This window comes from Paenalicyclobacillus macrosporangiidus (assembly GCF_900116805.1).
Taxonomy (GTDB): Bacteria; Bacillota; Bacilli; order Alicyclobacillales; family Alicyclobacillaceae; genus Alicyclobacillus_H; species Alicyclobacillus_H macrosporangiidus.
In genome coordinates, this window is sequence record NZ_FPBV01000005.1 from 66,034 (window position 1) to 92,739 (window position 26,706).

The following is a 26,706-nucleotide window of genomic DNA, read 5'->3' on the forward strand; positions in this document are numbered from 1 at the left end:
GTGGAGAGCGCTGTCATACCCCCGTCTCCAGGTGCCAGAGGGTCACCCACCGGCGAAGTGCCGCAAGGGCTCTGGAAAGACTTTCGGAGCGTGTTGAGGCGAGATCAATATCCCAATGGTCAGTGGCAAACTGTTGGATATGAAACGTATACAATGGTCCTTCCAAAATCGCGCCCTGCCTTTTGATGATCATTTCCTTGCAGCGTCGGTGTTTTCCCCGAGCAGCAAGAGCCAACATCTCTCGTTTTGCGTGGGCACAATCGTCCGGGCGTTCAGGGATGACGTCACTCGGGACGCCGAGATACTCCGAGACACCTCTTTTGTCCGCCAGGAGCCAGGATTCCACCTGTCGAACTGCCAAGCGCAGGCACATGCCTTCGCTACGGACGGGCAGTGTCTCGCTCAGCCAGGTCGGTGCACACGCCGCAGAGTCCAAGTCCAACAAAACGAACCACGGTTGTCTTCGGGCGGCGAGATTGTACGCTTGAAGCTTGCTCAGGATCTTGGTTTTTCCCCCAGTGTTCCATAACCGGTACCAACCGTCGGTTAACCCGATGTGCGCGAGCAGCCGGTTCACGATGGCTTCGTCCGCGATTCCTTCCACGACTACCATTGCGGGAAGGATCCAGGCGTTCCGTTTCACGGAAGATCCGCCCCGAACAGGCTGATCTGCTCCACGTGCTTGGGTTTGGTGCGAGGTAAGACGGCGTCCGCCACCGTGGCCCCCGAATCGACCAGGATGCGAATCGCTTCATCCTCGCTGCCGTGGGTTACCGTCGTCCCTTCCGGGGAAGGTTCCAAAACCAACACTTCCTCTGGCCGGATGCCGGTGTCGCTCAGAAGGTCGGGACTGTGCGTGCTGATGATCACCTGCCGACGTTGCCGGACGACGTGGGCAAACATCTGCGGTAGGCGTTGAATCACCGCGGGATGCAACGAGAGTTCCGGTTCTTCCAAAAGCAGGGGCCCCGATCCCCTTTGCATGGCCCACAGCAGCCCCAAGAGCCTCAGGGTGCCGTCCGAAAACTGGTCTTCCGTCTGCCAACCCGCGTTCTTCCGCCAATGCACATATCGCCCGAACAGGTGTGGGGTCCCCTTGGCGTCCCGGTCCAGCTTAAGTTCCTCCAACTGCGGCACGGCGACCTTTAGTGCGGTCTCAATGCGGCGAAACCGCATGTCCCGGTTCCGTTGATGGGTCTTCGCCACCTGCTCCAAAAAGTCGCCTCCGAACGGGTCCTGCACGCGTCCGACGGAACGTTCCGGTTCGCGGACCAATTGGGGAACGATATGCAGATACTCGATGGAATCCAAGAAATTGGCGACATCGCGAAAGGCGCGATTGGCCGTCAGCTGCTCCAATTGGGTCTGCGTGAGTTGAACGGGATCTTCCAGGTCCGTCTCCGTCGGGCGATCCAGGAGCATTTCCCCATCCCGCCACACTCGTTCGTGCCGGATAACCGGAATCTGATTATTGTTTTGGTTAAAAGACAGGAAGTATTCCCATTGTACGCCCTTGAGGTCCATGCGCACGTCTATCTCGATGTCGGAATGGCGCCGTGCGGATAGACACCTCACCTTGGACACGCCGCCTCGGTTGAGCACGGCGCTTTGGAATCCGCCCCCTGTCCGGCACAGGTCGTGTAAGAATCGGAAGACGTCCAACAGATTGGATTTCCCGGAGGCATTCGGGCCGACACAGAAGATCCGTGCGCCGAGGTTCCGAACATGGATTTGTTGAAAGTTTTTCCAGTTTCTTACGTGCAGTTCGGTGAACAAAGCTTTCCCTCCCTTGGGAGGACGTTGATATCTTCCAAGTCTATTATATCCACCTGACTACAGAACAGTCCGTGCCGAAAATTCAGCACAGCGGTGTGCCGAGATGTGGGCACACCGTTTTCTGTTTGTGCCGAAAAGTCGGCACGCCGGGTCCGGAACAGCGCCGTACGGAGGTCCGTTCGCGTCTGCCGCCCCGGATTTCCAGTTGGCACACCAATTGCTGTTGGTTTCCATGCAGATACGAGAACAGGGTGGCGCGGACCCGAACGCGATTCGACCCGGCGGGGCCGTGGACGGTCCCGATGCGAGGGGACGAGGGGCGGCGGGATCGCAACCCGGATGGACGGAGGTGAGCGGGGTGCGCGGGCGATCCTACGGAGCGCATCGGGTGCTTGAGCCAAAGGGGGCGCTGCCGCAGCCGGCGTGGCGGGTCGACAACACGCCCGTCTGCGGGGAGGACGAGATCCTCGTCGACGTCGAGACGCTCAACGTCGACGCCGCGTCCTTCGCCCAGATGCGGGCGGAGGCGGGCGGGGACGCGGCGGGCGTCGCGGCCATCGTGGAACGCATCGTGCGGGAGCGGGGGAAACTCCACAACCCGGTGACCGGATCGGGCGGAATGCTCATCGGCCGGGTGGCCCAGGTGGGCGAGGCGCTGGCCAAGTCTGGGCGGGGGCCTCGGGTGGGCGAGCGGATCGCCACGCTCGTGTCGCTGTCGCTCACGCCGCTGTGGCTGGAGCGGGTGCACCGGGTCGACCTGGGGTCGGGCCAGGTGGACGTGACGGGCCAGGCGGTGCTGTTTGAAAGTGGTCTCTACGCCCGGATGCCGGAGGACGTGCCGGAGCGCGTGGCGCTCGCGCTGTTGGATGTGTGCGGGGCGCCGGCGCAGACGGCGCGCCTGGTGCGGCCGGGGGACACGGTGGTGGTGCTCGGCGCCGGCGGCAAGTCGGGGGCGCTGGTGCTGCGCCAGGCCCGCCTGTCGGCGGGTTCCGGCCGGGTCATCGCGGTGGAGCCGGACGAAGGGGCGTGCCAGCGGCTGCGGGCGTGGGGCTGGGCGGACGCGGTACTGCCGCTGGACGCGCGCGATCCGCTGGTGGTCATGGAGGAGGTCCAGGCGGTGCTCGCGTCGGGTCCCCTGTGCAAGTCGGCGGGGGCGGCGTCCGGCGCGGACGTCGTGATCAACTGCGCGAGCGTTCCCGGTACGGAGCTGGCGTCCATCCTGTGCGCCCGCGAAGGCGGGACGGTCTACTTCTTTGGCATGGCGACGAGCTTCACGGCGGCGGCCCTCGGGGCGGAGGGCGTGGGCAAGGATGTGCGGATGGAGATCGGCAACGGGTACTGCCGCGGGCACGCTGAGCACGCGCTGCACCTGCTGCGCGAGACCCCCGAACTGATGGTGTGGTTTCGCGATCGGTACGGCGGCGCTTGAGGACGGGGTCAATGGAAATCGAGGAGGGATCATCCATGAGCGTGGCGGAATCTCAACTGATCCATCGGTACGGGAAGAAGCAGCGGCATTTCCGCGAGATCGAACTGTGGAAAGACGTGACCGACGAGCAGTGGAACGACTGGAAGTGGCAGTTGACGCATACGGTCAACAAGCTGGAGGACCTGAAGAAGGTCATCCACCTGACGCCGGAGGAGGAGGCGGGGGTGGCGCGCGTCCGGGAGTCGATTCCGCTGCGCATCACGCCCTACTACGCCATGCTGATGGACCCGGATGACCCGAGCTGCCCCGTCCGCATGCAGGCGGTGCCTCTCTCCAACGAGATGCAGCGATCCCCGTGGGACATGGAAGACCCGCTCGACGAGGACGGCGACGCGCCGGTGCCGGGGCTGACGCACCGCTACCCGGATCGGGTGCTGTTCCTCATCACGAACCAGTGCTCCATGTACTGCCGCCACTGCACGCGCCGGCGCTTCTCCGGCCAGGTTGGCCACGCCGTGCCGAAGCCGCAGTTGGACGCGTGCATCGACTACATCCGTCGCACACCCCAGGTGCGCGACGTGCTCTTGTCGGGTGGCGACGGGCTGCTCGTCAACGACCGCATTCTCGAGTACATCCTCAGCAACCTGCGCGCGATCCCGCACGTCGAGATCATCCGCATCGGGACGCGCGCGCCCGTGGTATTTCCGCAGCGAATCACCGACAACCTGTGCCAGATCCTGCGCAAGTACCACCCGATCTGGCTCAACACCCACTTCAACCACCCGGACGAGATCACGCCGGAAGCGGCCGCGGCCTGCGAGAAGCTCGCCGATGCCGGCGTGCCGGTGGGCAACCAGACCGTGTTGCTCCGCGGAGTCAACGACTGCCCGCACATCATGAAGAAGTTGATGCACGAGCTGGTCAAGATCCGCGTCCGCCCGTACTACCTGTACCAGTGCGACCTGTCGGAGGGCATTGAGCATTTCCGCACCAGCGTCGCGAAGGGCATCGAGATCATGGAGCAGTTGCGCGGGCACACCTCCGGCTACGCCATCCCGACCTTCGTCGTCGACTGTCCGGGCGGGGGCGGCAAGATCCCGGTCGGGCCGCAGTACCTCATTTCGCAGGGGCACGGCAAGGTGGTGCTGCGCAACTTCGAGGGCGTCATCTCCACCTACCACGAGCCCATCTATGAGGACCAGGGCTGTCCGCCCAGCTGCACCCACGACAAGTCGCAGGACGCGGAGAATCTGATTGGCGTCGCCCGGCTGTTGAACGACGTCCAGCTCTCGCTTGAGCCGAAGGGGCTGAAGCGGACCGAGCGGAAGCGGCGGTGAGGAAAGGGGATGTCCGTGGATCTGGTCGGACGCGCGCTCATGCGGGGCTGGAGGCGCATCGCGTTCATCGGCGCCAGCAAGCACGCCGGCAAGACGACCGCCGTGAACTTCGTCATCCGCCAGGCGCAGGCGGCCGGGCGGGACCCGGCGACTCTCGAGGAACGCCACACCGGGGCCGGGGGGCTCACCGTCGGCCTGTGCAGCATTGGCCTCGACGGGGAGCGGTTGGACACCGTCCTCGGCGTGCCGAAACCGGACATCGTGGTGCCGGCCGGTGCCCTGGTCGCGTCTGCCGAAGAGGCCCTTGCCCAGTCGGACGCGCCGCTGGAGTGGCTGGAGGTGCTGCCCATCGGATCGCCGTTGGGGGACGTGGCCATCGTGCGCGTGCTGGAGCCTGGGCGGGTGATGTTGGCCGGCGTCCGCCAGCGGGTGCACGTGCGCCTGGTGCTCGATCGGCTGACCGCGCACGGCGCGCAGCTTTGCCTGGTGGACGGGGCGTTCGATCGCGCTGCTGCCGCCATCCCTGGCCTCGTGGACGCAGCCGTGCTGGCGGTGAGTCCTGTGCTCGGCCGGACGCCGGCGCTGGTGGCGGAGGCGGTGGCGCCGATGGTGGCGCGGTTCGCGCTGCCCGCCCTGGCGGGGGAAGCGGCGGAGGCCGAGGCACGTGAGGCTTGGGAGGCAGCGGCGCGGGCCGCGCTCACGGGTGTTCGGGACCGAGGGGAGATCGGGGCGTGGTGCCTGAATGGGGAGACCCGGGGGTATCCCGCCCGGGCCGCGATGCACCGGCTCATTTCCGCGCTGCCCGGTTGGCCCGCCGGGGCGCGCGTGGTGTACGTGCCGGGAGCCGTCACCGACCGGCTGCTCGAGGGGCTGCGGGGACACCCCGCGCCGCTCTACCTCGTGGCGGATCACCCGGCGCACTTGTTCGCGACCACCCGCGCTGTGGCGGCCTGGTACGCCGCCGGGCACGCGCTGCGCGTGTGGACCCCGCTCCCGCTGCTGGCCATCGCCGCCAATCCGCATCACATCCTCGGCTGGGACCTGCCGCGCGCGGCGCTCATCGAGGCGCTGCAGGCCGTGGCAGGGGATGTGCCCGTGATCGACGCGTGTGCGGAGGAGGCGTGACGATGCGGACGATCCCGTTTCTCGACGACATCACCGCGTCCTCCATCGGCTGGCCTGCGGTGTGGGCGGCGTGGGCGCCGGTCACCCCGTACGGGCTGCGGGCGAAAGCGGCCCACAGGCCGTTTCTGCCCGGCGAGGAGGAGGCGTGGCAGGCCGCCTTGACCGAGCTGGCGGCCGACCTCACGGCCGTCGCGGACGATCCGCTGCGGCGGGCACGGGAGGGGCTGCGGGCGCTTCCGGACGTGGCGGCCGACCTCGACATTCTGCTGCGGGGCCGGCCGCTGGCCGCCCGTGCCGCGCTGGCGCTCAAGACCTTCCTGCGCGTCGGGGGCGATCTCGCCCGCGACCCGGATCTCCAGCGCCTGCGCTGGACGCACGCGGCGGCCTGGCATCGCCTGCTCGAGCCCTTCGGAGACGCGGGCGCGTCCTTTTCCGTCGATTCCGTCGCCGACGACACGTACCGTCTCCTGCGCCGTCGCTTGGCGGAGGCGTCGGTCTGCCTCGCGCGCGAGCGGCAGAGGGAAGCTGAGCGCTGGCGGAAAGAGGCGGGGGTGCGCCCCGACGCGAGCGGTCTGCTTCGCATCCCGGTGCCTGCGGGACGGGCAGTGGCGGAGCGGTTGAAGGCGGAGCCTGGGGTGCGCTGGCGGCAGGACACGCCGTTTGAGTCGGTGTTCGAGTGCCTGCCTGGGCCAGACGTCGTCCGTTGGACGGCCGAGGTGGCGTCGTGCCGCGCGGCGCTGGCGGAGGCGGAGGAGCGGTGCATGGCCCGGCTGGCGGAAGGGTTGCGGGCGGAGGGGCCTGTGTGGCGGAGGTTGGTGGACGACGTGGCGTCGCTGGATCTGCGCCTCGCGCGCGTGGCGCTGGCCCGCCGCTGGGGCGGGTGCGCGCCGGAGGCGGCCGGCGCCGATGGCGATTTGGACACGGGGCCCGCGGGCGGCCGAGCGTCCGGGCATCTCCCGTCCATCGAACTGCGCCAGGGCGTGCACCCGGGGTTGGGCGAGCGGTTGGCCGCGCGCGGTGGGCGGGTGACCCCCATCGATGTGGAGGTGGCGGCGGGGGTCAACGTGATCGCCGGGATGAACATGGGCGGCAAGACGGCGGCGGTGCAGCTTGTCGCGCTGTGCCAGGCGCTTGCACAACACGCGTTGCCGGTGCCGGCGGCCGGGTTTCGCACGCGCCTCTTCGCGTGTGTCCGTTGGGGGCCGGAGCCGGAGCGGCCGGACATCGACGGGCTGAGCGCGTTCGGGCGGGAGGTGGCGCGGTTGACCCGGATCTGGCACGACATGCGGGCGATGGCCCCGCATCCTGCGCTCGTCCTGCTCGACGAGCCCGGGCGGACCACCAACCCGCGCGAGGGGGAGGCGATGGCCGTCGCGTGGGCGGAGGCCTTGCGCGAAGCCGGGCCGGCGCGGGTGACGGCGGTGATGGCGAGCCACTTCAGCCGCGTGGCCGCGCTGCCGGGGGTGGCGCATCACCGGGTGCGGGGAGTGCGGCTGGACCGGTTGCCGCCGCCGGCAGGCGGTCCGCAGGGGTGCGATCCGCCGGCTGACCAGCCGCGGGGCGGCGATTCGGAGGCGGGGCTGCGCGCTTTGGCGGAGGCCATCGATTACCGGATCGAGCGGGTCGAGGGCGGCGGTGTGCCGGAGGAAGGGATTGCGGTGGCCGCCTGGCTGGGGCTGCCGGATGAGGTGTTGCGGCGGGCGCGGGCGGCGTTGGCGAGGGAACGGATGACGCCGGAGGGTCCGGCGGACGCGCCGGCGGGAGAGCGCATGGGGCCGGTGCCGAAGGGCGAGGAGGGACGAGGATGACCCCCAAACTGCACCTGGATGAGGCATGGATTGCGAGGGGGCGCGCGGCAGCCGGGCGGATCGCCGACTGGATGGAGGCGTTCACGTCCGCCCGGACGACGGTGGCGGTGGAGCGGACGGTGCTGCGCCTGTTCGGCGTGGACGGCGTGAATGCGGAAGGGGTGCCGTTGCCGAACGTGATCGTCGACGCGGTGCAGGCGGCGGGCGGGCTGGCCGGCGGGATCGCGCGGCCGTTCGTGAACGGCATGCTCGCGACAGGGCTGTCGGCGCAAGCGTTGGCGGAAGCTGTGGCGGACGGCAGCGTCCGCCTGGACGAGCTGCCGGATATGGATGAGTCGGCCGTGCGGGAGGCGGGCTTGCGGTGGGCCGAGGGGGCGCTCGATCGCATCGCCGCCAACCGCAGGCGCAGAGAGGCGTTGCTGGAGCGGCTCGACGAGGGGCCGGCGCCGTTGCTGTACGTGATCGTCGCGACGGGCAACATCTACGAGGACGTGGTGCAGGCGCGGGCGGCGGCGCGCCAAGGGGCGGACATCATCGCCGTCATCCGGAGCACGGGCCAGAGCCTGCTCGACTACGTGCCTTACGGGGCGACGACGGAAGGGTACGGCGGCACCTACGCGACGCAGGAGAACTTCCGCATCATGCGCGAGGCGCTCGACGAGGTGGGCGAGGAGATCGGCCGCTACATCCGGCTGTGCAACTATTGCTCCGGGCTGTGCATGCCGGAGATCGCGGCGATGGGCGCCCTGGAGCGGCTCGACGTGATGCTCAACGATGCCCTCTACGGCATCCTGTTTCGCGACATCAACCCGCAGCGGACGCTGGTAGACCAGATGTTCTCCCGCATGATCAACGCGTACGCGGGCGTCATCATCAACACCGGCGAGGACAACTACCTGACCACCGCGGATGCGGTGCAGGCGGCCCACACGGTGCTCGCGTCCCAGTTCATCAACGAGCAGTTCGCCCTGCGCGCCGGGCTGCGGGAGGAACAGATGGGGCTCGGGCACGCCTTTGAGATGGACCCGGCGCTGGAGGACGGCTTCCTGCTGGAGGTGGCCCAGGCGCAGATGGCGCGGGAGATCTTCCCGCGGGCGCCGCTCAAATACATGCCGCCCACGAAGCACATGACGGGCAACATCTTCCGCGGCCACGTGCAGGACGCGCTCTTCAACCTGGCGGGGATCCTGACGCAGCAGGGGATTCAGTTGCTCGGCATGATGACGGAGCAGATCCACACGCCGCTCCTCTCCGACCGGCACCTGTCGCTGGAGGCGGCGAAGTACATCTTCCGCAACGCAAGGCACCTGGGGGATGAGGTGGTCTTCCGCCCGGACGGGCGCATCGCCCGGCGCGCCCGGGAAGTGTTGCGGGAGGCGGTGGATCTGTTGGAGCGCATCGAGCGGATGGGGTTCTTGGAGGCGCTGGCGGATGGGGTGTTCGCCGACGTCCGGCGCACGCCGGCGGGAGGCCGCGGTCTCTCGGGCGTGGTGATGCGCGGGCCGACGTACTTCAACCCGTTCGAGGAGCTGCTGCGGGCACGGCTGGGGCTGGAGGTGCAGGTGTGATGGGGAATTGGCGCAGCGAGATCGCCAAGGTGGACCTGACACGGGTACGCCCCTACGGAGACACGATGGACGACGGCAAGGTGCAGTTGAGCTTCTCGCTGCCGGTACCGGACGGGCCGGAGGCAGTGGAGGCGGCACGCCAGCTGGCGGCCAAAATGGGGCTGGCGGAGCCGGTGGTGGTGCACCACGAGGACATCGGCGAGGGGTTCACGTTCCTCATCCTGTACGGTCGCTGCACGCACACGGTGGACTACGCGCACATACAGGTGCCGAAAGTGGACGCGCCGCGGATGACGTTCGACGAGATCAACCGCTTCATCCGCGAGCGGATTGGCCGCAAGATCACGGTCGTCGGCGCATGTACCGGGACGGATGCGCACACCGTCGGGATCGACGCCATCATGAACATGAAGGGCTACCACGGCGAGTACGGGCTGGAGCGCTACCCGGAGATCCAGGCGTACAACCTGGGCAGCCAGGTGGATAACGAGGATCTGCTGCGCAAAGTCGTGGAGGTCGGGGCGGACGCGATCCTGGTGTCACAGGTGGTCACGCAGAAAGACGTGCACATCCACAACCTGGCGGCGTTGGCAGACCTGTTGGAGGCCGAGGGACTGCGGGAGCGGGTGGTGCTGGTGTGCGGGGGTCCTCGCATCACGCACGAGCTGGCGTTGGAGCTGGGCTACGACGCGGGCTTCGGCCCGGGCACGCTGGCGCCGGACGTGGCGTCGTTCATCGTGCAGGAGATGGTGCGGCGGGGGTTGGCGTGAGGTGGGTCGTGGGGGCGAGGGGTGGTGTGGGGTGTGGCGGCTCGGGGGCCCGGTGGGCTCTGCGGGAGGCGCGGTGGCGAGGCTGTGCGGGATGGCGGGGCCCGGTGGCTGTGCAGGGTGGGGCGGGGGCCGTTTGCGTCGCGCGTTTACCCGGGTTTTGCGTCTAATGGGCGGTTGGTTCGGGAGTGGTTCGAGGGTGCTTCGGGGCCTTAATGCAAAATTGTCGTTACTGTACTCGGAATCCGAACCATAGACGCAAAATTGGGAGTATCGGCATCCCCGATGGATTGGATAGCATCAGAAGCTTGTTTAATCCGAGGCGGGGCCCCCATCCAACGGCTCACTGAATGCAAAATTGACAGTAATTCGTCGCTGGGGGCGATCGTTAGATGCAATTCGGTCGCAATCCATGAGCTCAGGGATGAATTGAGTACAAAACGTATGTTACCGTCGTCGGCCACCTGCTGTCCGCCACGACCGGGAAGCGTCGATGCGGGTTTTCGCGCTCACGTTCCGGAAAAGCGGTTCGATCCATTGGATGAACGGTGCCAAGCCTGCTAGAATAAGACGGCTGGTGTCTCCGGCAACCCGGTGACCACAGATTGCGTGCAAAGGAGGAAGGGGTTCGGCCACGAACCGAGACCCCGAATGCGTGCTTCGTCTGGATGTGCTCAAGACCATCATCGAGCGGGCTTTGCGTGATCACCCCGAACCATTCACCCAAGACGGTCCCCGTTTCACGTGGACGGGATCGACCCGGGTCGTGAGCAAGGCCACGGAACGCCGGTACGAACCCGTGGTCACCATCACCATGGAAACGCAGCCCCGTTTGGCAGCGCAGGTGGCCGCATGCGTGTGCAAGCCTGGCGTGCGTTTTGCGGATCTCCAGATTGCCGCTTTGGTCGACACCCGTCTGCGCGGGCACATTCATGTCACCGGTCTTCCGCGCGGTGACGAGAAACACGATCTCATGAAATTCCTGAAGAAGGCGGAGGAAGAGGTGGCCTCCTCTACGCGTTGATGGAACTCGGTTTTCGTCGGGGAACCTGCGGCGCGTATGTTCGTCGCACCGGATGTTCGGTGCGGCGACACCCGCAGTGCTCGGTGCTCCGGTCTCGGGCGGCGAATCCATCTGCTGCGCGAACCCCATGTGATGGTCACATCCCAGGAGGTTCGCGCATCTCATGGAACCCGCGTCCCATCTGGATTTCCGCCGCCTTGCAGATTAAAATGGAAGCACTGGAAAACGTGGATGCTATGGCGGTTCTGCCTGGTTCGCACAAAAATGAAATCAGTTCACGCGGCTGCAGGGCTGAAGGTGGAAGAGTCGATCCGCAGGCGCAGCCTGCGGCCCCATTGAAGCGGACACGTCCCGCACTGGTCAGACCGGACAATATATAAGGTCGATCCGCAGGCGCAGCCTGCGGCCCCATTGAAGCTTCGCCCGGCTTCAATGTTGGCCAGATACGCACGAGTCGATCCGCAGGCGCAGCCTGCGGCCCCATTGAAGCAAGGAGACGGCGTTCCTCGGATGACATCATTTCGACGTCGATCCGCAGGCGCAGCCTGCGGCCCCATTGAAGCATTCCTTCCTCGAGGATGATCGGTTTCCACGCATTTTCCAGTCGATCCGCAGGCGCAGCCTGCGGCCCCATTGAAGCACGAACGAACGCTCACCGACATACACCAACTGCCCAGTCTTGTCGATCCGCAGGCGCAGCCTGCGGCCCCATTGAAGCCGAGGCGTCCGCATGTGCTCGAACAGATACATGGCGTCGATCCGCAGGCGCAGCCTGCGGCCCCATTGAAGCCGTCGCACAGAAGGCGGCTACGGTGCGCGAAGCTGCCAAGTCGATCCGCAGGCGCAGCCTGCGGCCCCATTGAAGCGGGCCTGGTGTGATGACGCTCTCGTACACGATATCCACTGTCGATCCGCAGGCGCAGCCTGCGGCTCCATTGAAGCAGCCCAAGTGCTCGCTTTGCCTCCGGTACGCCGCCGTCAATCCGCAGGCTCCGCCCGCGGCCCTCTTGAAGCGGGACGGAGGCCACGCCGACGGTGCGGACCACGTCGCACTGGTCGATCCGCAGCCTCAGCTCCCGCCTGCTTGCCTGCATCAGTACAGGTGTTCCTGGATGTTGTAAAACGTCACCTTCGCCGGTTTCACGAAGGAGAGCGTCCGCATCCACCGATTTAACTCCGCTTTCAGCTCGTCTCGGGTCATCGACGCAGAGCCCGCCGCCAGCAGGCGCTCCCGGTAGGCCGGATGCGGCGGATCGACGAAGGGAGACAGGTACACCACGTCGCCCTCCGTTAGCGGCAGGGCCGCCAGTGTCTCGGCGGTGTGTTCCAGATGCTGGTCAGCAAACCGGTGGCCGCCTGCGCCCACCAACAGAATCACGCCCACGCGCATGCCGGCTTCTTTGCACCGCTCGATCACGCGGATCGCCTCCGCCGCCTTGCCCGGCTTATCCAAGAAGGCCCGCAGCTCGTCGTCCCCGGATTCCAGCCCGATGTACACCGTCGACAGACCCGCCCGGCGCACCGCGGCCAGTTCTTCGACGTCCTTGGTGTCCGAATGAAAGGTGTCCATGAACGTCGACCATTCCCCGGACGCCTCAACCCAATCGCCCAGATGGGACCGAATCTGCTCTATCCCCGACAGAATTCTCCGCGTGGGGATCACCAGCGCGTTTCCGTCTCCCAGGAAGACCCCCGTGCGGTCCATCAGGCGTTCGCCGAAGAACGCGCGGATCTCGCGCAGATGCCGGTCCAGCTCCTCTTGGTTCTTGATGTGAAACGGCCGATCCCGGTAGAAGTCGCAGAACAGGCACCGGTTGTAAGAACATCCCTCCGCGATCTGCACCACGACGGTCCGATACGCGTCCGGTGGCAGGATGCTGACTGGCCGGTACACCGCCCGAAAGCGCGGCCCGTCCTCCGCCAGCCGATCCCATGTCCACGAGGCCAGCCTCTCTTGCCAACGCGATCGCGTCGGCTCCAACTCGTTCGCCAGCGCCCTTCGGGCGTTTTCGTACGCGGCCTCCACCGTGGACTGCGCTTCCGTCTCAGTGAGCCTCCGGTACTGGCGGTCCACCGGATGAGCGGACGGGTGCGCATCCACTCGTACGAACCGGTTGTCCAGACCACGCCGAATCACTGTTTTGCCGTCCGACAACCACAGGAAGCGCCCCGTCCGATCGAACACCGTGACGCTCGATCCCGCCGTTACACGCAGGCCATGCCGGGATTCTTGGGCTCTTGGTCTTGCCAATTCGGGCATGGTACGCACCCCTTCCCGTCTTCACTTCCAGAATACCACAGCTTGAAATGGGGCTTGATGGAACGGCACAAGCCTTCTATCGTTAGGAGCAGGTGCTTCGCTCCCGGCCGGATCGGGATTGGGCCGGGAGCACCGCGCCGGGCGTTTGGGCTGGGAGCGGGCGGAGAGCCGGATCGAACACACGGAACGGAGCGATGGGCGCGTATGTGGACGGGATGGATGACGGTCGTGGGCGGGATCGGACTGGTGGCGCTGAATCTCGGGTTGTCCGTGTGGATTGCCCGGCACACGCGGCGTTTGTTCCGGCGTCTGGGGTCTGCCGAGCAGGCGTTGTACCGGCACCGGCTGCTGTCGCAGTACGTGTTCGGCGTCGTCATGCTGGCGACGTGCATCGCCGCGCCGCTGTCGATGGTTCGCTATCTGCGGCCGCTTGGCCATGCGGGCGGCGCCATCGCGGTGGTGTTGTCGGCCCTCGTCGTGGTTGGATTGACGCTGGCGCACCAGGCCATCCAACACCCGGTGCTGCGCGAGATCCGGCAGACAGCCGAGACGCGCAGAGAGCAGGCGGGGCAGGCGCTGCGCTGGCTGGCGCTGATCCTGGTGCCGGTGGTGTTGTGGAACCTGGCCGTGGTGTGGATTCCCGATTCCATTCAGAACGCGCTCGACAACAATCGCCTGATGAGCCTGCTGCTGCCGTTGGTGTTCGTGACGGCGCTGAACCTGTTGCTTCCGTTGTTCCTCAGGTGGACGCTGCGCGCCCGCCCGATGCCCGCTTCGGGGCTCCGCGACGCGCTGGAGGCATTCGCCCTCCGGGCGGGCCTGGGCAAGGTCGGGCTGTTTGTCTGGTCCTCCCGCAGGGGACGCCAGGCCAACGCCCTGGTGTCGGGTTACCTTCACAAGCACATCTACCTGGCCGACTACCTGCTGGATCACCTGACCCAGGAGGAGGTGGAGGCCGTCATCGCCCACGAAATTGGGCACGTGAAGCGGCATCACCTGTGGATTCGCCTGTTGCTCGTGGTGGGCTGGGTGCCGCTGGTGGAGGCCATCGGATGGCTTGGGGACACCTACGCGCCGGATGCACCCGACTGGGCTGCGGTGGGGGTCCTCTTGCTCTTGTTTTTCGTCTACTTCGGGTTCACCGTCCGCTACGTGAGCCGCGTTCAGGAGCGGCAGGCGGACGCGTACGTGCTGCAGTTGGGCATCCCTGCGCCTGTGTTCATCTCCGCGCTGCTCAAGCTCGCCCGGCTCAACCAGGCGACTGTACGCCTGCACCGCTGGGACGAGCGGCTGCAGACGCATCCTTCGTTTGCGCGCCGCATCGAGTGGATCGCGCAGCGGGCGCAGCTGCCAAGCCAGATGGTGGACGACATGAGGGCGACGATTTTGCACTGACCGGCAGTACGGAATTTACACTGAAGCGGCGGTACGGAAGATCAGGAAAAACCAGATATGGTTGACCGCAAGGCCCTCATGGTAGAATGAACGCATGACGGGATGCCGAAGTCTCTCACACGCGTTCTTTGTAAAGCTCATCGTACCGACCGGTCGGTAGGGACGGTACGTGTCACCGGCGTTCGTGTGGTGAGGTTGTTGCGGGCCGGTGGATTGGGGAGGGGAGACGGAGAGTGTCGACCACTGGGTATATTGTGCAGGGTGTGGTGTTCGTCCTGGTTTTCGGCACCGCGCTCTACCTGTTCGGCAAAGCCATCTGGGATCGCTACCGGTTTTTGCGGTTGGGGGCGAAAGAGGAGTCCCGCACCCAGGATCCGGGGCGGCGGTTCGCCGGGTTTCTTGAATTCGTGCTCGCCCAGCGCAAGGTGTTGGCCGAACCGTCGGGCATTGCCCACTTCTTCATCTTCTGGGGCTTTCTCGTCCTCGTCTTCGGCGATCTCGATTTCATCGTCTTTCATCTGACCCGTTGGCATCTGCCGTGGGCCACATCGCCCGTGTACCTGTTCATCCAGGAGATGTTCTCCGCCTTCGTCCTCGTCGCCGTCGTGCTCGGCCTCATTCGCCGTTATGCCATGCGCCCGATGCGCGTCGAGGCTTCCTTCGAGGCGGGGCTCATCCTGGGGCTCATCGGCACCATCGTCCTCACGTACTACGTGGCGACGGCCGCGGATCTCGTTCTGGACGGCGTCTCGCCGGGGTGGTGGTCCCCCGTTGTCAACGCCATCGCCGGCGGCCTGGCCGGGTCGTCTCCCGGCGCCCTGTTGGCCATCGCCGAGGTCTGCTTCTGGATCCACATCCTGTGCATCTCGACGTTCCTGTATTTCATCCCGCGGTCGAAGCACCTGCACATGATTGGCGCCATGTTCAACTGGTACTTCCGCAAGCTCGATCCCCCGGGCAAACTCCGGAAACTCGACCTGGAGGACGAGAGCGTCGAGGAGTTCGGCGTGGGCCGCATCGAGCAGTTCACCTGGAAGCAACTGCTCGACGGGTACGCCTGTACCGAGTGTGGCCGATGCCACGTCTCCTGCCCGGCCACCCTGTCCGGGAAGCCGCTGTCGCCGAAGTACCTGATCATCAAGATGAAAGAGTCCCTGGTCGCCCAGGGTCCCGGTATGTTGGCGCAGATGGCTGCGGGCGCGGAGAACGTGCAGTCTGAGTCGCTGTTCGTGAATACCTTCAGCGAAGAGGAGATCTGGGCTTGCACCACCTGCCGCGCCTGCGAGGAAGCTTGCCCGGTGGCCAACGAGCACGTGCAGGCCATCGTCGACATGCGGCGTTATCTGGTGCTGACGGAAGGCAAGGCGTCGCCGGAGGTCAACAAGGTGTTCGCCAATCTCGAGCGCCAGTCCAACGAGTGGGGCATCAACCGGCGCGAGCGCGCCGCGTGGGCGAAGGACCTGCCGGTCAAGACGATGGCCGAGGTGGACGGCCAAGCCGAGTACCTGTACTTCGTCGGCACGGCGGCTTCCTTTGATCAACGCAACCAGAAGATCGCCCAGGCCTTCGCGAAGATCCTGCTGGCCGCCGGGGTCGACTTCGCCATCCTCGGCGCCGAGGAGGAGAGCGACGGCGACTCCGCGCGCCGCCTGGGCAACGAGTTTCTGTATCAGGAATTCGTCCAGCGCAACATCGAGATCTTCCAGACGTACGGCGTCAAGAAGATCATCACCACCGACCCGCACGCGTACAACACGTTCAAGAACGAGTATCCCGACTTCGGCTTCGAGGCCGAGGTGTACCATGCCACCGAATTCGCCGCCAAGCTGTTGGAGGAAGGCAAGATCAAGCCGGTCAAGCGGATCGACAAGACCATCACCTACCACGACTCCTGCTACCTCGGCCGTTACAACGGCATCTACGACGCGCCGCGGTACATCCTCCAGTCCATCCCCGGCGTCCAGCTGGTGGAGATGGAACGAAACCGCAACAAGGCGATGTGCTGCGGCGCGGGCGGCGGCGGGATGTTCAAGGAGGAGACCGGAACGCGCATCAACGTCATGCGCGCGAAGCAGGCCCTCGACACCGGGGCCGACATCGTCGGCACCGCCTGTCCGTACTGCATGACCATGTTGATTGACGGCACCAAGGCCAACGGGGCCGAGGACCGGTTGCAGACGTTCGACGTCCTTGAGCTGTTGGCAGAGTCACTGGCCGTGTGAGCCGCGTGCGCGGCCGCACAAGATCCAGAGGCGGTGGCTGCGCAGCCGCCGCCCACCCCCCTCGGGGAGGAGGAATGGACGATGGCAAGGTCGGCCATTGTAAGCGCTATCCGAACCCCGTTTGGACGGTTTCAAGGTGTATTGGCGCCCAAGCGGGCCGTGGAGCTGGGCGGCATCGCCATCCGGGCGGCAATGGAGCGGGCACAGGTGGATCCCGGCGAGATTGACCACGTCCTGATGGGCATGGTCCTGCAGGGCGGCGCGGGCCAGATCCCGTCGCGGCAGGCGGCCCGCCTGGCCGGGCTGCCTTGGGAGACGCCGTCGATCACGGTGAACAAGGTGTGCGCCTCGGGTCTTCGAGCGGTCACTCTGGCCGACGCGCTCATCCGGGCCGGCGACATCCGCGCCGCCGTCGCCGGCGGCATGGAGAGCATGTCGAACGCGCCCTACGCGCTCCCGGGCGCGCGCAAGGGGCTGCGCATGGGCGACGGTGTGGTCATTGATCTCATGACGCATGACGGGTTGACCTGCGCGTTCCACCAGGTGCATATGGCGGCCCTCGGCAGCCGGGTGGCGAAGGAGTACGGCATCTCCCGCGAGGCGCAGGACGCCTGGGCGTTGCGCAGCCATCAGCGGGCGGTGGCGGCCATCCAGGAGGGCCGGCTGGCGGAGGAGATCGTCCCGGTGACCGTTGAGGATCGCAAGGGGACGTACGTGGTGCGCGAGGATGAGGCGCCCCGGCCGGACACCTCGCTGGAGAAGCTGGCGGCGCTGCCGCCCGTGTTCGATCCCGAGGGCACCATCACCGCCGGCAACGCCCCTGGCGTCAACGACGGTGCCGCGGCCTTGGTGGTGATGTCGGAAGACTACGCCCGGGAGACGGGCCGGACACCGTTGGCGTACATCCTCGGCTACGCGGAGGTGGCGGCCGAGGCGGCGTACATCGCGACCACCCCCGGGCTCGCGATTCAAAAATTGCTGAACAAAACCGGCTATCGGCTGAAGGACATCGACCTGTTTGAAGTGAACGAGGCCTTCGCGGCGGTCGTCCTCACATCGGGGCAGATGGTCGGTTGGGACGAGAGCAAGGTGAACGTCAACGGCGGGGCCATCGCCTTGGGACATCCCATCGGGGCGAGTGGGGCGAGAATTCTCACCACGCTGATCCACGAGCTGCGCCGCCGGGGCGGCGGCCGCGGCATCGCGGCCATTTGCAGCGGCGCGGCCCAGGGAGACGCCGTGTTGGTGGAGGTGCCGGGCTGACCCCGGCTCGGCCCGCGCGGCCAGGACCGGGCTCGTCAGGACATGCGCAAGAGGAGGAGACGGCTGGCATGGACATTCGCAACGTGCTCGTGGCGGGCGCTGGCCAGATGGGCAGCGGGATTGCCCAGGTGGCGGCGCAGGCGGGCCTGGAGGTCCTGTTGTACGACATCGCGGAGGAGTTCACCCAACGGGGGCTCTCGGGCATCCGGAAGAATCTGGCCCGCAGCGTGGAGAAGGGCCGGTTGACACAAGCGGAGATGGACGAGGTGCTGGGCCGCATCCGGACGTCCACCGACCTGGATCAGGCCGCCGCGTGCGACATGGCCATCGAGGCGGTCACCGAAAACCTGCAGGTCAAGCTGGATCTGTTCCGCCGGTTGGACGAGATCCTGCCGGCTCACGCCATCCTCGCAAGCAACACCTCGTCGCTGCCCATCACGCAACTCGCGGCGGTGACGGGACGGCCGGAGCAGGTCATCGGCATGCACTTCATGAACCCCGTTCCGGTGATGAAGCTGGTCGAGGTCATCCGCGGCCTCGCCACGGCGGACGCCGTGTACGAGGCGGTCAAGACATTGGCGGAACGCATGGGCAAGACCACGGTCGAGGTGCGGGATTTCCCGGGTTTTGTGTCCAACCGCGTCCTGATGCCGATGATCAACGAGGCCATCTACTGCGTGTACGAAGGCGTGGCGTCCGTCGAAGATGTCGACCAGGTGATGAAACTGGGCATGAATCACCCGATGGGGCCGCTGACCCTGGCGGATTTCATCGGGCTCGACACCTGTCTGGCCATCCTCGAGGTCCTCTATGAGGGCTTCGGCGATCCGAAGTACCGGCCCTGCCCGCTCTTGCGCCAATACGTTCAGGCCGGCTGGCTGGGCAAGAAGACCGGGCGAGGATTCTACCAATACACCTGAGTCCACCGGAGACACCTGCGTCCGGCGGATACACCTGAGCCACCGGCGGGGGCGTCCGTGCCAGACACCCTCCCCTCTGGGATTCGTCCACCGCGGTGCAGACATCGGAGAAAGGGGGCGGCTTCGTGGATTTCACGCTCACCGCCGAGCAATCGCAGATGCGGCAACTGGTGCGCTCCTTTGCCCGCGACGTCATCGCGCCGAGGGCGTCGGAGATTGACCGGACCGACCGGTTCCCGCGAGATCTCATCCGGCAGATGGGGGAACTCGGCCTGATGGGCCTGCCCATCCCGGAGGCGTACGGCGGGGTGGGTGCCGATTACCTGTCGTACGTCCTCGCCATCGAGGAGATCTCGTACGCCTCGGCCGCCGTCGGGGTCATCCTGGCGGTGCACACGTCCGTCGGGACGTTCCCCATCCTGTATTTCGGCACCGATGCGCAGCGCCAGCGCTATCTGCCCAAACTGGCGAGCGGAGAATGGGTGGCCGCCTTCGCGTTGACGGAGCCGGACGCGGGATCGGACGCGGCGGCCATCCGGACGCGCGCGGTGCGGGACGGAGACGATTACGTCATCAACGGCAACAAGGTGTTCATCACCAACGCGAGCGATGCCGACCTGTTCTGCGTATTCGCCGTCACCGACACACGCCGGGGAAAACGGGGGCTGACCGCGTTTCTGGTGGAGCGCGGGACGCCGGGGCTCGTCATCGGGCGGAAGTTGGAGAAGATGGGGCTCAACGGGTCGGGCACCTGCGAGCTGGTGTTCGAGGACATGCGCGTCCCGGCGGAGAACCGGCTGGGCCAGGAAGGCGAGGGGTTCTCCATCGCCATGCGCCTGCTCGACGGCGGACGCATCGGCATCGCCGCTCAGGGGCTCGGCATCGCCCGGGCCGCCTTCGACGCGGCGCACGCGTACGTGCGGCGGCGCCGGCAGTTCGGCCAGGAGATCTTCCAATTCCAGGGCGTGCAGTTCATGCTCGCCGACATGGCGACGAAGATTGAGGCGGCGCGCTGGCTGGTCTACCACGCGGCAGTTTTGCGTCAGAACGGGCAACCATGCACGCGGGAGGCGTCGATGGCGAAGCTGTTCGCCACCGACACCGCCATGCAGGTGACCACCGACGCGGTGCAGTTGTTCGGTGGCTACGGCTACGTCAAGGAGTATCCGGTCGAGCGTTACATGCGGGATGCCAAGGTCACCCAGATCTACGAGGGGACGAATCAGATTCAGCGGATGGTCATCGCGCGCCATCTGCCGCGCGCATAACGAGGGGGGCGTGCCGCACGGCGGCTCGCTTCACGGCAACCGGGGAGCGGCTCGCTTCGACGCAGGAAGGGAGCGGCGCACCCTCCTCCAGGAGAGGAGAGCGGATCCATGGACTTTGTGTTGGACAAGGAGCATGAACAGCTCCGCGCGCTGGTGCGCGAGTTCGCGGAGCGGGAGCTGGCGCCGGGGGCTGCGGAGCGAGATGAGGCGGAGCGGTTTGATCGCGCGTTGTTCGACAAGATGGCCGATCTCGGCCTGACGGGCATCCCCTGGCCGGAAGCGTACGGCGGCGCCGGGATGGACTATCTGGCCTACGTGATCGCCGTGGAGGAGATCTCCCGGGTGGACGCGTCGATGGGGGTGTGCCTGTCGGCGCACACCAGCCTGGCCGGCTGGCCCATCTACAAATTCGGCACCGAGGCGCAGAAGCAAAAGTACCTGCGCCCGATGGCCGAGGGCCGCTGGCTCGGCGCCTACGGCTTGACGGAGCCCGGTTCGGGATCGGACGCCGCCGGCATGCGCACGACGGCCCGCCGCGAGGGGGACCACTACGTCCTGAACGGCAGCAAGGTGTTCATCACCAACGGCGGCCCCGCCGACGTGTACGTGGTGTTCGCGCTGACGGATCCCGAGAAGCGCGCGCACGGTGTCACCGCGTTCATCGTGGAGAAAGGGATGCCCGGGTTCTCCATCGGGAAGAAGGAGAAGAAGATGGGCATCCGCGCGTCGACGACGGTGGAATTGGTGTTCGACAACTGCCGCGTCCCGGTGGAAAACCGTTTGGGCGACGAGGGATTCGGGTTTAAAATTGCCATGATGACCCTCGACGGCGGACGCAACGGCATCGCCGCGCAGGCGGTGGGCATCGCGCAAGGGGCGTTCGATCACGCGCGCGACTACGCCCTCTCCCGCCGCCAGTTCGGCAAGCCCATCGCGGAGCAGCAGGCCATCCAGTTCAAGCTGGCGGACATGGTCACGCAGATTGAGGCGGCACGGCTGTTGACGTACAAGGCCGCCTGGCTGGAGTCCCAGGGACTGCCGTACGGGCAGGCGTCGGCGATGAGCAAGGTGTTCGCGTCCGACACCGCCATGCGGGTGACGACGGAGGCGGTGCAGATCTTCGGCGGCTACGGCTACATCCGCGAGTATCCGGTCGAGCGGTACATGCGTGACGCGAAGATCACGCAGATCTACGAGGGGACCAACGAGATCCAACGGCTCGTGATTGCCCGCGGCATTCTGCAGGCGCAGCGGTGACGGTGTGCGGGACCGCCGTGGCCGGCGGGCGAACGGGCGTCCGGCCGTTGGGGCAGAGGGGGAAGCGTGTGCATCCGTTGGCGGAACGTCTGGTCCGCGGCGACGTCCGGGCCTTGGCGCGCGCCTTGACCGTGCTGGAGAACGACGCCGAGGACAAGCGGGAGCTGTTGCAGAGCCTGTACCCGTACGCGGGGCGGGCACACGTGGTCGGGTTCACCGGATCCCCGGGAGCCGGAAAGAGCACGTTGGTGGACAGCGTGATCGCCCATGTGCGAGGACTGGGCCTGCGGGTCGGCGTGTTGGCGGTGGACCCGTCGAGCCCCTTCAGCGGCGGGGCGCTGCTCGGGGATCGCGTGCGCATGCTGCGGCACAGCGGCGACCCGGGCGTGTACATCCGGAGCATGGGCAGCCGGGGAAGTCTCGGCGGGCTGGCGAAGTCGACCGGAGAGATGATGTATGCCCTGGAGGCATACGGTTGTGATGTGGTATTATTAGAGACTGTTGGCGTGGGGCAGGCGGAGCTCGACGTGATGTCCGTGGCGGACACGGTGGCGCTGGTCCTGACGCCCGGTGCCGGGGACCAGGTGCAGACCGCCAAGGCGGGCATCATGGAGATCGCCGACGTGTTCGTCGTCAACAAGAGCGATCTGCCCGGTGCCGACGCGGTGGTCCGGGAGATCTGGATGATGCTGCACGACAAACGAGCGTTTCGGGAAGACTGGCGTCCGCCGGTGGTCAAGGCGAGCGCCGCGCGGGGCGAGGGGCTCGCCGAGGTGTGGGAAGCGGTCACCGCCCATCGGGCGCACATCCAGGCGCACGGGCACTGGGAGACGCGCCGGCGCCGCCGGCATGAGCGGGAGACCCTGCGGTTGGTGGAAGCCGCCGTGCGGGAGCAGCTCCTGCGGCGCGCCCGGCAGGATCCGGAGTGGCGGGTCGTGCTCGCTGACCACCGGGGGTTGGATCCGTATCAGGCCGCGGACCGCCTCTTGGCTCGATTGCCTCGCCTTGACATGTGACTCGGCCCGCGGGTTGTGATATAATCCTCGTATTTGTAACGGACGGCAATGATGGGAACCACGCCGCATGGTCAGGATCCGGCCGGGCGGCGTCTGAGAAGTGGCATCGTGCCGGTCGAAGGGGGAATATCGCCAGATGGCGGTCACCATTGCGAAGACGCCGGAGGAGATCCGCGAGCTCCCGTTGGTGGAGTTGGCGTGGGAGATCCTGCGCACCACCCGGGAACCGTACTATTTTCGCGATCTCATGAAGGAGATCCAGGAACTGCGGGGCATGTCGGACGAAGAGGTCATGGACGTCATCGCCCGGTTGTACACCGAGATCAACATCGACGGGCGGTTCGTCTGCATCGGCCGCAACGTCTGGGGACTCAAGCGGTGGTACAGCACGGAGAAGACCGATGAGCGGAGCCAGACCAGCAAGCGGTTCGTCCGCGCCAGCGGCGACGCCTTCTCCGACGACGACGACCTGGACGAATACGAGGAGGATGTCGACGAGGCCGAGCTCGATGGCATCGTCGAGGAGGGCCTCGACGAAGAGGCCAAACCGGACGAGGAGTTCGACGGCGATATCACCGAGGAAGAGGAGGAACTCCCGTTCGTGGACGAGGAGGAGCCGGAGGAGGACCTTCTCGGCGACGAGCTGGCGGAAGAAGAGCCGGAGGACACGGACGAAGAAGACGAGTATTGATGCCCGGCCGAACGCCGGTCGCGCATTTCGCGTTCTGGTGCACCCACCGGAACGCTGTTTTTGTGTGCCATGCTTGGCTTTAGGGGGGACGGCGATGACGAAATTCATCTTTGTCACCGGGGGTGTGGTGTCCGGCCTGGGCAAGGGCATCACCGCGGCGTCCCTGGGGCGCCTGTTGAAAGATCGTGGCCTGCGTGTGACCATTCAAAAGTTCGATCCGTACATCAATGTGGACCCGGGCACGATGAGCCCGTACCAGCATGGCGAGGTCTTCGTGACAGAGGACGGCGCCGAGACCGACCTCGACCTCGGCCATTATGAGCGCTTTATCGACAACAACCTGACGGCCGCCAACAATGTCACCAGCGGCAAGATCTATTGGTCGGTGATCTCCAAGGAGCGGCGCGGTGATTACCTCGGCGGCACCGTGCAGGTGATCCCGCACATCACCAATGAGATCAAAGAACGGATCCTCCAGGCCGCAACGCCGGAGACGGACGTGGTGATCACGGAGATCGGCGGCACCGTCGGCGACATCGAGAGCTTGCCGTTCCTCGAAGCCATCCGCGAACTGAAGAGCGACGTCGGCCGGGAGAACGTCCTGTACATCCACGTCACCCTCATTCCCTACCTGCGCGCGAGCGGAGAGGTCAAGACCAAACCGACGCAGCACAGCGTCGCCGAGCTGCGCAGCATCGGCATCAGTCCGCACATCATCGTCTGCCGCACCGAGGTGCCGCTGACGATGGAAGTCAAGAAGAAGATCGCCCTCTTCTGCGACACGGACGTGGATTCCGTGATTGAGGCGCGAGACGCGGACGTGCTGTACGAGGTACCGCTCCTGCTGCACCAAGAGGGGTTCGACGACACCGTGCTGCGTCACCTGGGCGTGAAGGCGCCGGCGCCCGACCTGGCGGAGTGGACGGACATGGTCGAGCGCATCAAGGGGCTCCGCGAATCGGTGACCATCGCCATTGTCGGCAAGTACGTATCGTTGCCCGACGCGTACGCGAGCGTCACCGCGGCGCTCCAGCACGGCGGTTATGAGACGGGCACCCAGGTGGACGTGCGCTGGGTGCTGTCGGAGGACGTCACGGAGGAAAACGTGGCGGAGCTGTTGGCGAACGTGGACGGCATCCTGGTCCCGGGCGGATTCGGCGACCGGGGGATTGAGGGGAAGATCGTCGCGGCCAAATACGCCCGCGAGCAGGGCATCCCGTACTTCGGCATCTGCCTCGGCATGCAGGTGGCGGTGGTGGAGTTCGCCCGCCACGTGGCCGGACTGGCGGGGGCGCACAGCAGCGAGATCGATCCGCAGACGCCTCACCCGGTCATCGACCTGATGCCGGACCAGCAGGGGATTGAGCAAAAGGGCGGCACGATGCGCCTGGGTGCGTATCCATGCGTGTTGAAACCAGACAGCATCTCCGCCCGGGCGTACGAACGGACCGAGGTGCGCGAGCGGCATCGGCACCGGTACGAGTTCAACAACCACTACAGAGCGCGCCTGGAAGAGGCGGGCCTGCGCATCGCGGGCACCTCGCCGGACGGCGTCCTGGTGGAGATTGTGGAGATCCCGGATCACCCGTGGTTCGTGGGAGTGCAGTTCCACCCCGAGTTCACCTCCCGGCCCAATCGGGCACAGCCTCTGTTCCGCGAGTTCGTCCGGGCGACATTGAGACACCGGCGCGGCTGACGCCGCCGCCCAACAAGCAGGATTTTCCCTCTCCCGCGGCGAATTTCTTGCCTGGCATCAGGCATGATCGGACAGCGGGTCGCCGCCGCCCTGGCATCTGTCGCCGGGGCGGACGGCGGGAGGGGGTACCAGGTTGGCAAAAAAAGTCCTCATCGTTGACGACCAATTCGGCATTCGCGTACTGCTCCAAGAAGTTCTTCTCCAAGAAGGCTACCAGGTGTTCCAAGCGGCCAACGGCCCCACCGCCCTGGAGATTGTGAAACAGGAATCACCGGACCTCATCTTGCTCGACATGAAGATCCCCGGCATGGACGGATTAGAGATCTTACGCAACCTGCGCAAAATGGGCGCCGAGAGCAAGGTCATCATGATGACCGCTTACGGCGAGCTGGACCTCATTCAAGAGGCGATGGAGATGGGCGCCTTGGCGCATTTCACGAAGCCATTCGACATCGACGAACTTCGCCAGGCGGTCAACGCTCACCTGATGTGGCCGGAGGGATGAGGATGGCGGAGGACGGGCTGCGAAGCGGCGGCACGGATGGCACGGATACATACGCAGGGGAAGCGCTGATCCGCGTGCGGATGAGCCAGCACGACGCCCACTATGGCGGCGACCTGGTGGATGGGGCGCGGATGCTGGCTTTGTTCGGCGACGTGGCGACGGAGCTGTTGATTCGCTGCGATGGCGACGAGGGACTGTTCGCGGGGTACCACCACGTCGCCTTCCGGGCCCCGGTGTACGCCGGGGATTACATTGAGGCGCGCGGGCGCATCACGAAGATCGGCGACACGTCGCGCCGGATGGTGTTTGCCGCGTACAAAGTGATTGCGGCGAGCCGGGATCCGGCTGCGCCCTCACGGGCTCAGGTCCTCAATCCTCCGCTCTTGGTGTGTGAGGCCGAGGGGACCTGCGTGGTGCCGAAGGACCGCCAGCGCGGGAGGGACGGCGGATGGAGAAGTTGATCATCACCGCCGCCCTGGTGGGCGCGGAAACCACGCGCGCCCAGCAGCCGAATCTGCCCGTGACGCCGGAGGAGATTGCGGAGGCGGCGCACGCCTGCCGGGAGGCGGGGGCGAGCGTGTGCCACCTGCACGTGCGCACGGACGACGGGATGCCGACGCAGGACCGGGAGCGATTCCGGGAGACCATCGCGGCCATCCGGCGCCGCTGTGACATCATCATCCAGGTGTCGACGGGCGGCGCGGTCGGGATGTCCGCGGACGAGCGGCTGCAGCCCGTGTCGCTGCGTCCGGAGATGGCGACCCTGACCTGCGGCACCGTCAACTTCGGCGACGCGGTCTTTCTCAACGCCCCGGGTGACCTCGAACGGTTCGCCCGCGAGCTCAAGGCGTACGGGGTGCGGCCGGAGTTCGAGATCTTCGAGGCGGGGATGATCCAAAACGCCCTCTCCCTGTGGCGCAAGGGCCTGGTGGAGCCGCCGTTTCACTTCGACTTCGTCCTCGGCGTCCCGGGGGCGATGCCGGCGACGCCGAAACACCTGCTGTTTTTGACCGAGCTGTTGCCGGAAGGCGCCACCTGGTCGGTCGCGGGCATCGGGCGGCACCAGTTGCCCATGGCCGCGCTGGCGGTGATCCTCGGCGGACATGCGCGCGTCGGATTTGAGGATAATATCTTCTATCGCAAAGGGGAGCTGGCGGAGAGCAACGCCCAGTTGGTCGCTCGGGTGGCGCGCATCGCCAGGGAGTTGGACCGGCCTTTGGCCACGCCGGACGAGGCCCGCCGTATCCTCGGCATCCCGCGCCGGGCCGGCTGACAGCGGACGGCGCCGGGGCGGGTGCGGAAGGACCGCCCTCGGGCGCCGGCAGGGCCGGGCGCGCGGCGGCGGGTGGCCGGCGGGCGTCCGGGATGTGGCCGCCTGC

Annotated in this window: 22 protein-coding genes and 1 CRISPR repeat array; of the genes, 19 read left to right on the top strand and 3 right to left on the bottom strand. The window is 66.4% G+C overall.

What is annotated here, in order from left to right:
* Positions 1–13 precede the first annotated feature (13 nt).
* Positions 14–643, bottom strand: a complete 630-nt coding sequence (locus BM357_RS05860; protein WP_074950587.1) for a hypothetical protein — start codon at positions 641–643, stop codon at positions 14–16.
* Positions 640–1,776, bottom strand: a complete 1,137-nt coding sequence (locus BM357_RS05865; RefSeq protein ID WP_074950589.1) for an AAA family ATPase — start codon at positions 1,774–1,776, stop codon at positions 640–642. The genes BM357_RS05860 and BM357_RS05865 overlap by 4 nt, the downstream gene beginning before the upstream one ends.
* Before the next feature lie 205 nt (positions 1,777–1,981).
* On the opposite strand from BM357_RS05865, the gene kdd reads away from it, so the two are divergent.
* From kdd to BM357_RS05900, 7 genes are all read left to right on the top strand, one after another.
* Complete coding sequence (gene kdd / locus BM357_RS05870) at positions 1,982–3,205, top strand: L-erythro-3,5-diaminohexanoate dehydrogenase (protein WP_245783863.1); 1,224 nt, start codon at positions 1,982–1,984, stop codon at positions 3,203–3,205.
* A 35-nt stretch (positions 3,206–3,240) separates the two neighbouring features.
* Positions 3,241–4,542: a lysine 2,3-aminomutase gene (kamA, locus tag BM357_RS05875; protein ID WP_074950593.1), complete on the top strand. Its 1,302-nt coding sequence runs from the start codon at positions 3,241–3,243 to the stop codon at positions 4,540–4,542.
* Positions 4,543–4,551: 9 nt separating this feature from the next.
* The gene (gene kamB / locus BM357_RS05880) at positions 4,552–5,667 is read left to right on the top strand and encodes a lysine 5,6-aminomutase reactivase subunit KamB (protein WP_074950595.1); all 1,116 of its coding nucleotides are present in this window, start codon (positions 4,552–4,554) and stop codon (positions 5,665–5,667) included.
* Between the two features lie 2 nt (positions 5,668–5,669).
* Complete coding sequence (locus BM357_RS05885; protein WP_074950597.1) at positions 5,670–7,475, top strand: MutS-related protein; 1,806 nt, start codon at positions 5,670–5,672, stop codon at positions 7,473–7,475.
* Complete coding sequence (gene kamD, locus BM357_RS05890) at positions 7,472–9,043, top strand: lysine 5,6-aminomutase subunit alpha (RefSeq protein ID WP_074950599.1); 1,572 nt, start codon at positions 7,472–7,474, stop codon at positions 9,041–9,043. Before BM357_RS05885 ends, kamD begins: the two co-directional genes overlap by 4 nt.
* A complete protein-coding gene (gene kamE, locus BM357_RS05895; RefSeq protein WP_074950601.1) occupies positions 9,043–9,813 on the top strand; it encodes a lysine 5,6-aminomutase subunit beta in 771 nt (256 codons plus the stop codon). The genes kamD and kamE overlap by 1 nt, the downstream gene beginning before the upstream one ends.
* Positions 9,814–10,465: 652 nt before the next feature.
* Positions 10,466–10,834, top strand: coding sequence for a hypothetical protein (locus BM357_RS05900; RefSeq protein WP_074950603.1), 369 nt, complete (start codon positions 10,466–10,468; stop codon positions 10,832–10,834).
* A 305-nt stretch (positions 10,835–11,139) separates the two neighbouring features.
* Positions 11,140–11,848: direct repeats of the CRISPR family, unit length 37 nt; unit sequence GTCGATCCGCAGGCGCAGCCTGCGGCCCCATTGAAGC.
* A 79-nt stretch (positions 11,849–11,927) separates the two neighbouring features.
* On the opposite strand, the gene BM357_RS19740 is transcribed toward BM357_RS05900, so the two are convergent.
* Positions 11,928–13,094, bottom strand: a complete 1,167-nt coding sequence (locus BM357_RS19740) for a radical SAM protein (protein ID WP_175511460.1) — start codon at positions 13,092–13,094, stop codon at positions 11,928–11,930.
* A gap of 219 nt (positions 13,095–13,313) precedes the next feature.
* On the opposite strand from BM357_RS19740, the gene BM357_RS19745 reads away from it, so the two are divergent.
* The 12 genes from BM357_RS19745 to kce all read left to right on the top strand — a co-directional run bounded on the left by BM357_RS19745 (position 13,314) and on the right by kce (position 26,600).
* Positions 13,314–14,489 (top strand): M48 family metallopeptidase, encoded by a 1,176-nt coding sequence (locus tag BM357_RS19745; protein ID WP_175511461.1) that lies wholly within the window; start codon positions 13,314–13,316, stop codon positions 14,487–14,489.
* A 233-nt stretch (positions 14,490–14,722) separates the two neighbouring features.
* On the top strand, positions 14,723–16,711 hold the full coding sequence (locus tag BM357_RS05915; protein WP_245783864.1) for a (Fe-S)-binding protein: 1,989 nt from the start codon (positions 14,723–14,725) through the stop codon (positions 16,709–16,711).
* Positions 16,712–16,792: 81 nt separating this feature from the next.
* Positions 16,793–17,974 carry an acetyl-CoA C-acetyltransferase gene (locus tag BM357_RS05920; RefSeq protein ID WP_074950609.1) on the top strand — a complete coding sequence of 394 codons (1,182 nt, stop codon included), beginning with the start codon at positions 16,793–16,795 and terminating at the stop codon, positions 17,972–17,974.
* A gap of 68 nt (positions 17,975–18,042) precedes the next feature.
* The gene (locus BM357_RS05925) at positions 18,043–18,894 is read left to right on the top strand and encodes a 3-hydroxybutyryl-CoA dehydrogenase (RefSeq protein WP_074950611.1); all 852 of its coding nucleotides are present in this window, start codon (positions 18,043–18,045) and stop codon (positions 18,892–18,894) included.
* 125 nt (positions 18,895–19,019) lie between these two features.
* Positions 19,020–20,162 carry an acyl-CoA dehydrogenase gene (locus BM357_RS05930; protein ID WP_074950613.1) on the top strand — a complete coding sequence of 381 codons (1,143 nt, stop codon included), beginning with the start codon at positions 19,020–19,022 and terminating at the stop codon, positions 20,160–20,162.
* Between the two features lie 108 nt (positions 20,163–20,270).
* The gene (locus BM357_RS05935) at positions 20,271–21,419 is read left to right on the top strand and encodes an acyl-CoA dehydrogenase (protein WP_074950615.1); all 1,149 of its coding nucleotides are present in this window, start codon (positions 20,271–20,273) and stop codon (positions 21,417–21,419) included.
* On the top strand, positions 21,416–22,435 hold the full coding sequence (gene meaB, locus BM357_RS05940; protein ID WP_217647673.1) for a methylmalonyl Co-A mutase-associated GTPase MeaB: 1,020 nt from the start codon (positions 21,416–21,418) through the stop codon (positions 22,433–22,435). Before BM357_RS05935 ends, meaB begins: the two co-directional genes overlap by 4 nt.
* A gap of 136 nt (positions 22,436–22,571) precedes the next feature.
* On the top strand, positions 22,572–23,126 hold the full coding sequence (gene rpoE, locus BM357_RS05945) for a DNA-directed RNA polymerase subunit delta (protein WP_074950619.1): 555 nt from the start codon (positions 22,572–22,574) through the stop codon (positions 23,124–23,126).
* Between the two features lie 94 nt (positions 23,127–23,220).
* Positions 23,221–24,822: a CTP synthase gene (locus BM357_RS05950; protein ID WP_074950621.1), complete on the top strand. Its 1,602-nt coding sequence runs from the start codon at positions 23,221–23,223 to the stop codon at positions 24,820–24,822.
* A 133-nt stretch (positions 24,823–24,955) separates the two neighbouring features.
* A complete protein-coding gene (locus BM357_RS05955) occupies positions 24,956–25,327 on the top strand; it encodes a response regulator (protein WP_074950623.1) in 372 nt (123 codons plus the stop codon).
* A gap of 2 nt (positions 25,328–25,329) precedes the next feature.
* Positions 25,330–25,788, top strand: a complete 459-nt coding sequence (kal, locus tag BM357_RS05960; RefSeq protein WP_245783865.1) for a 3-aminobutyryl-CoA ammonia lyase — start codon at positions 25,330–25,332, stop codon at positions 25,786–25,788.
* Positions 25,776–26,600 carry a 3-keto-5-aminohexanoate cleavage enzyme gene (gene kce, locus BM357_RS05965; RefSeq protein ID WP_074950625.1) on the top strand — a complete coding sequence of 275 codons (825 nt, stop codon included), beginning with the start codon at positions 25,776–25,778 and terminating at the stop codon, positions 26,598–26,600. The genes kal and kce overlap by 13 nt, the downstream gene beginning before the upstream one ends.
* Positions 26,601–26,706: the final 106 nt, after the last annotated feature.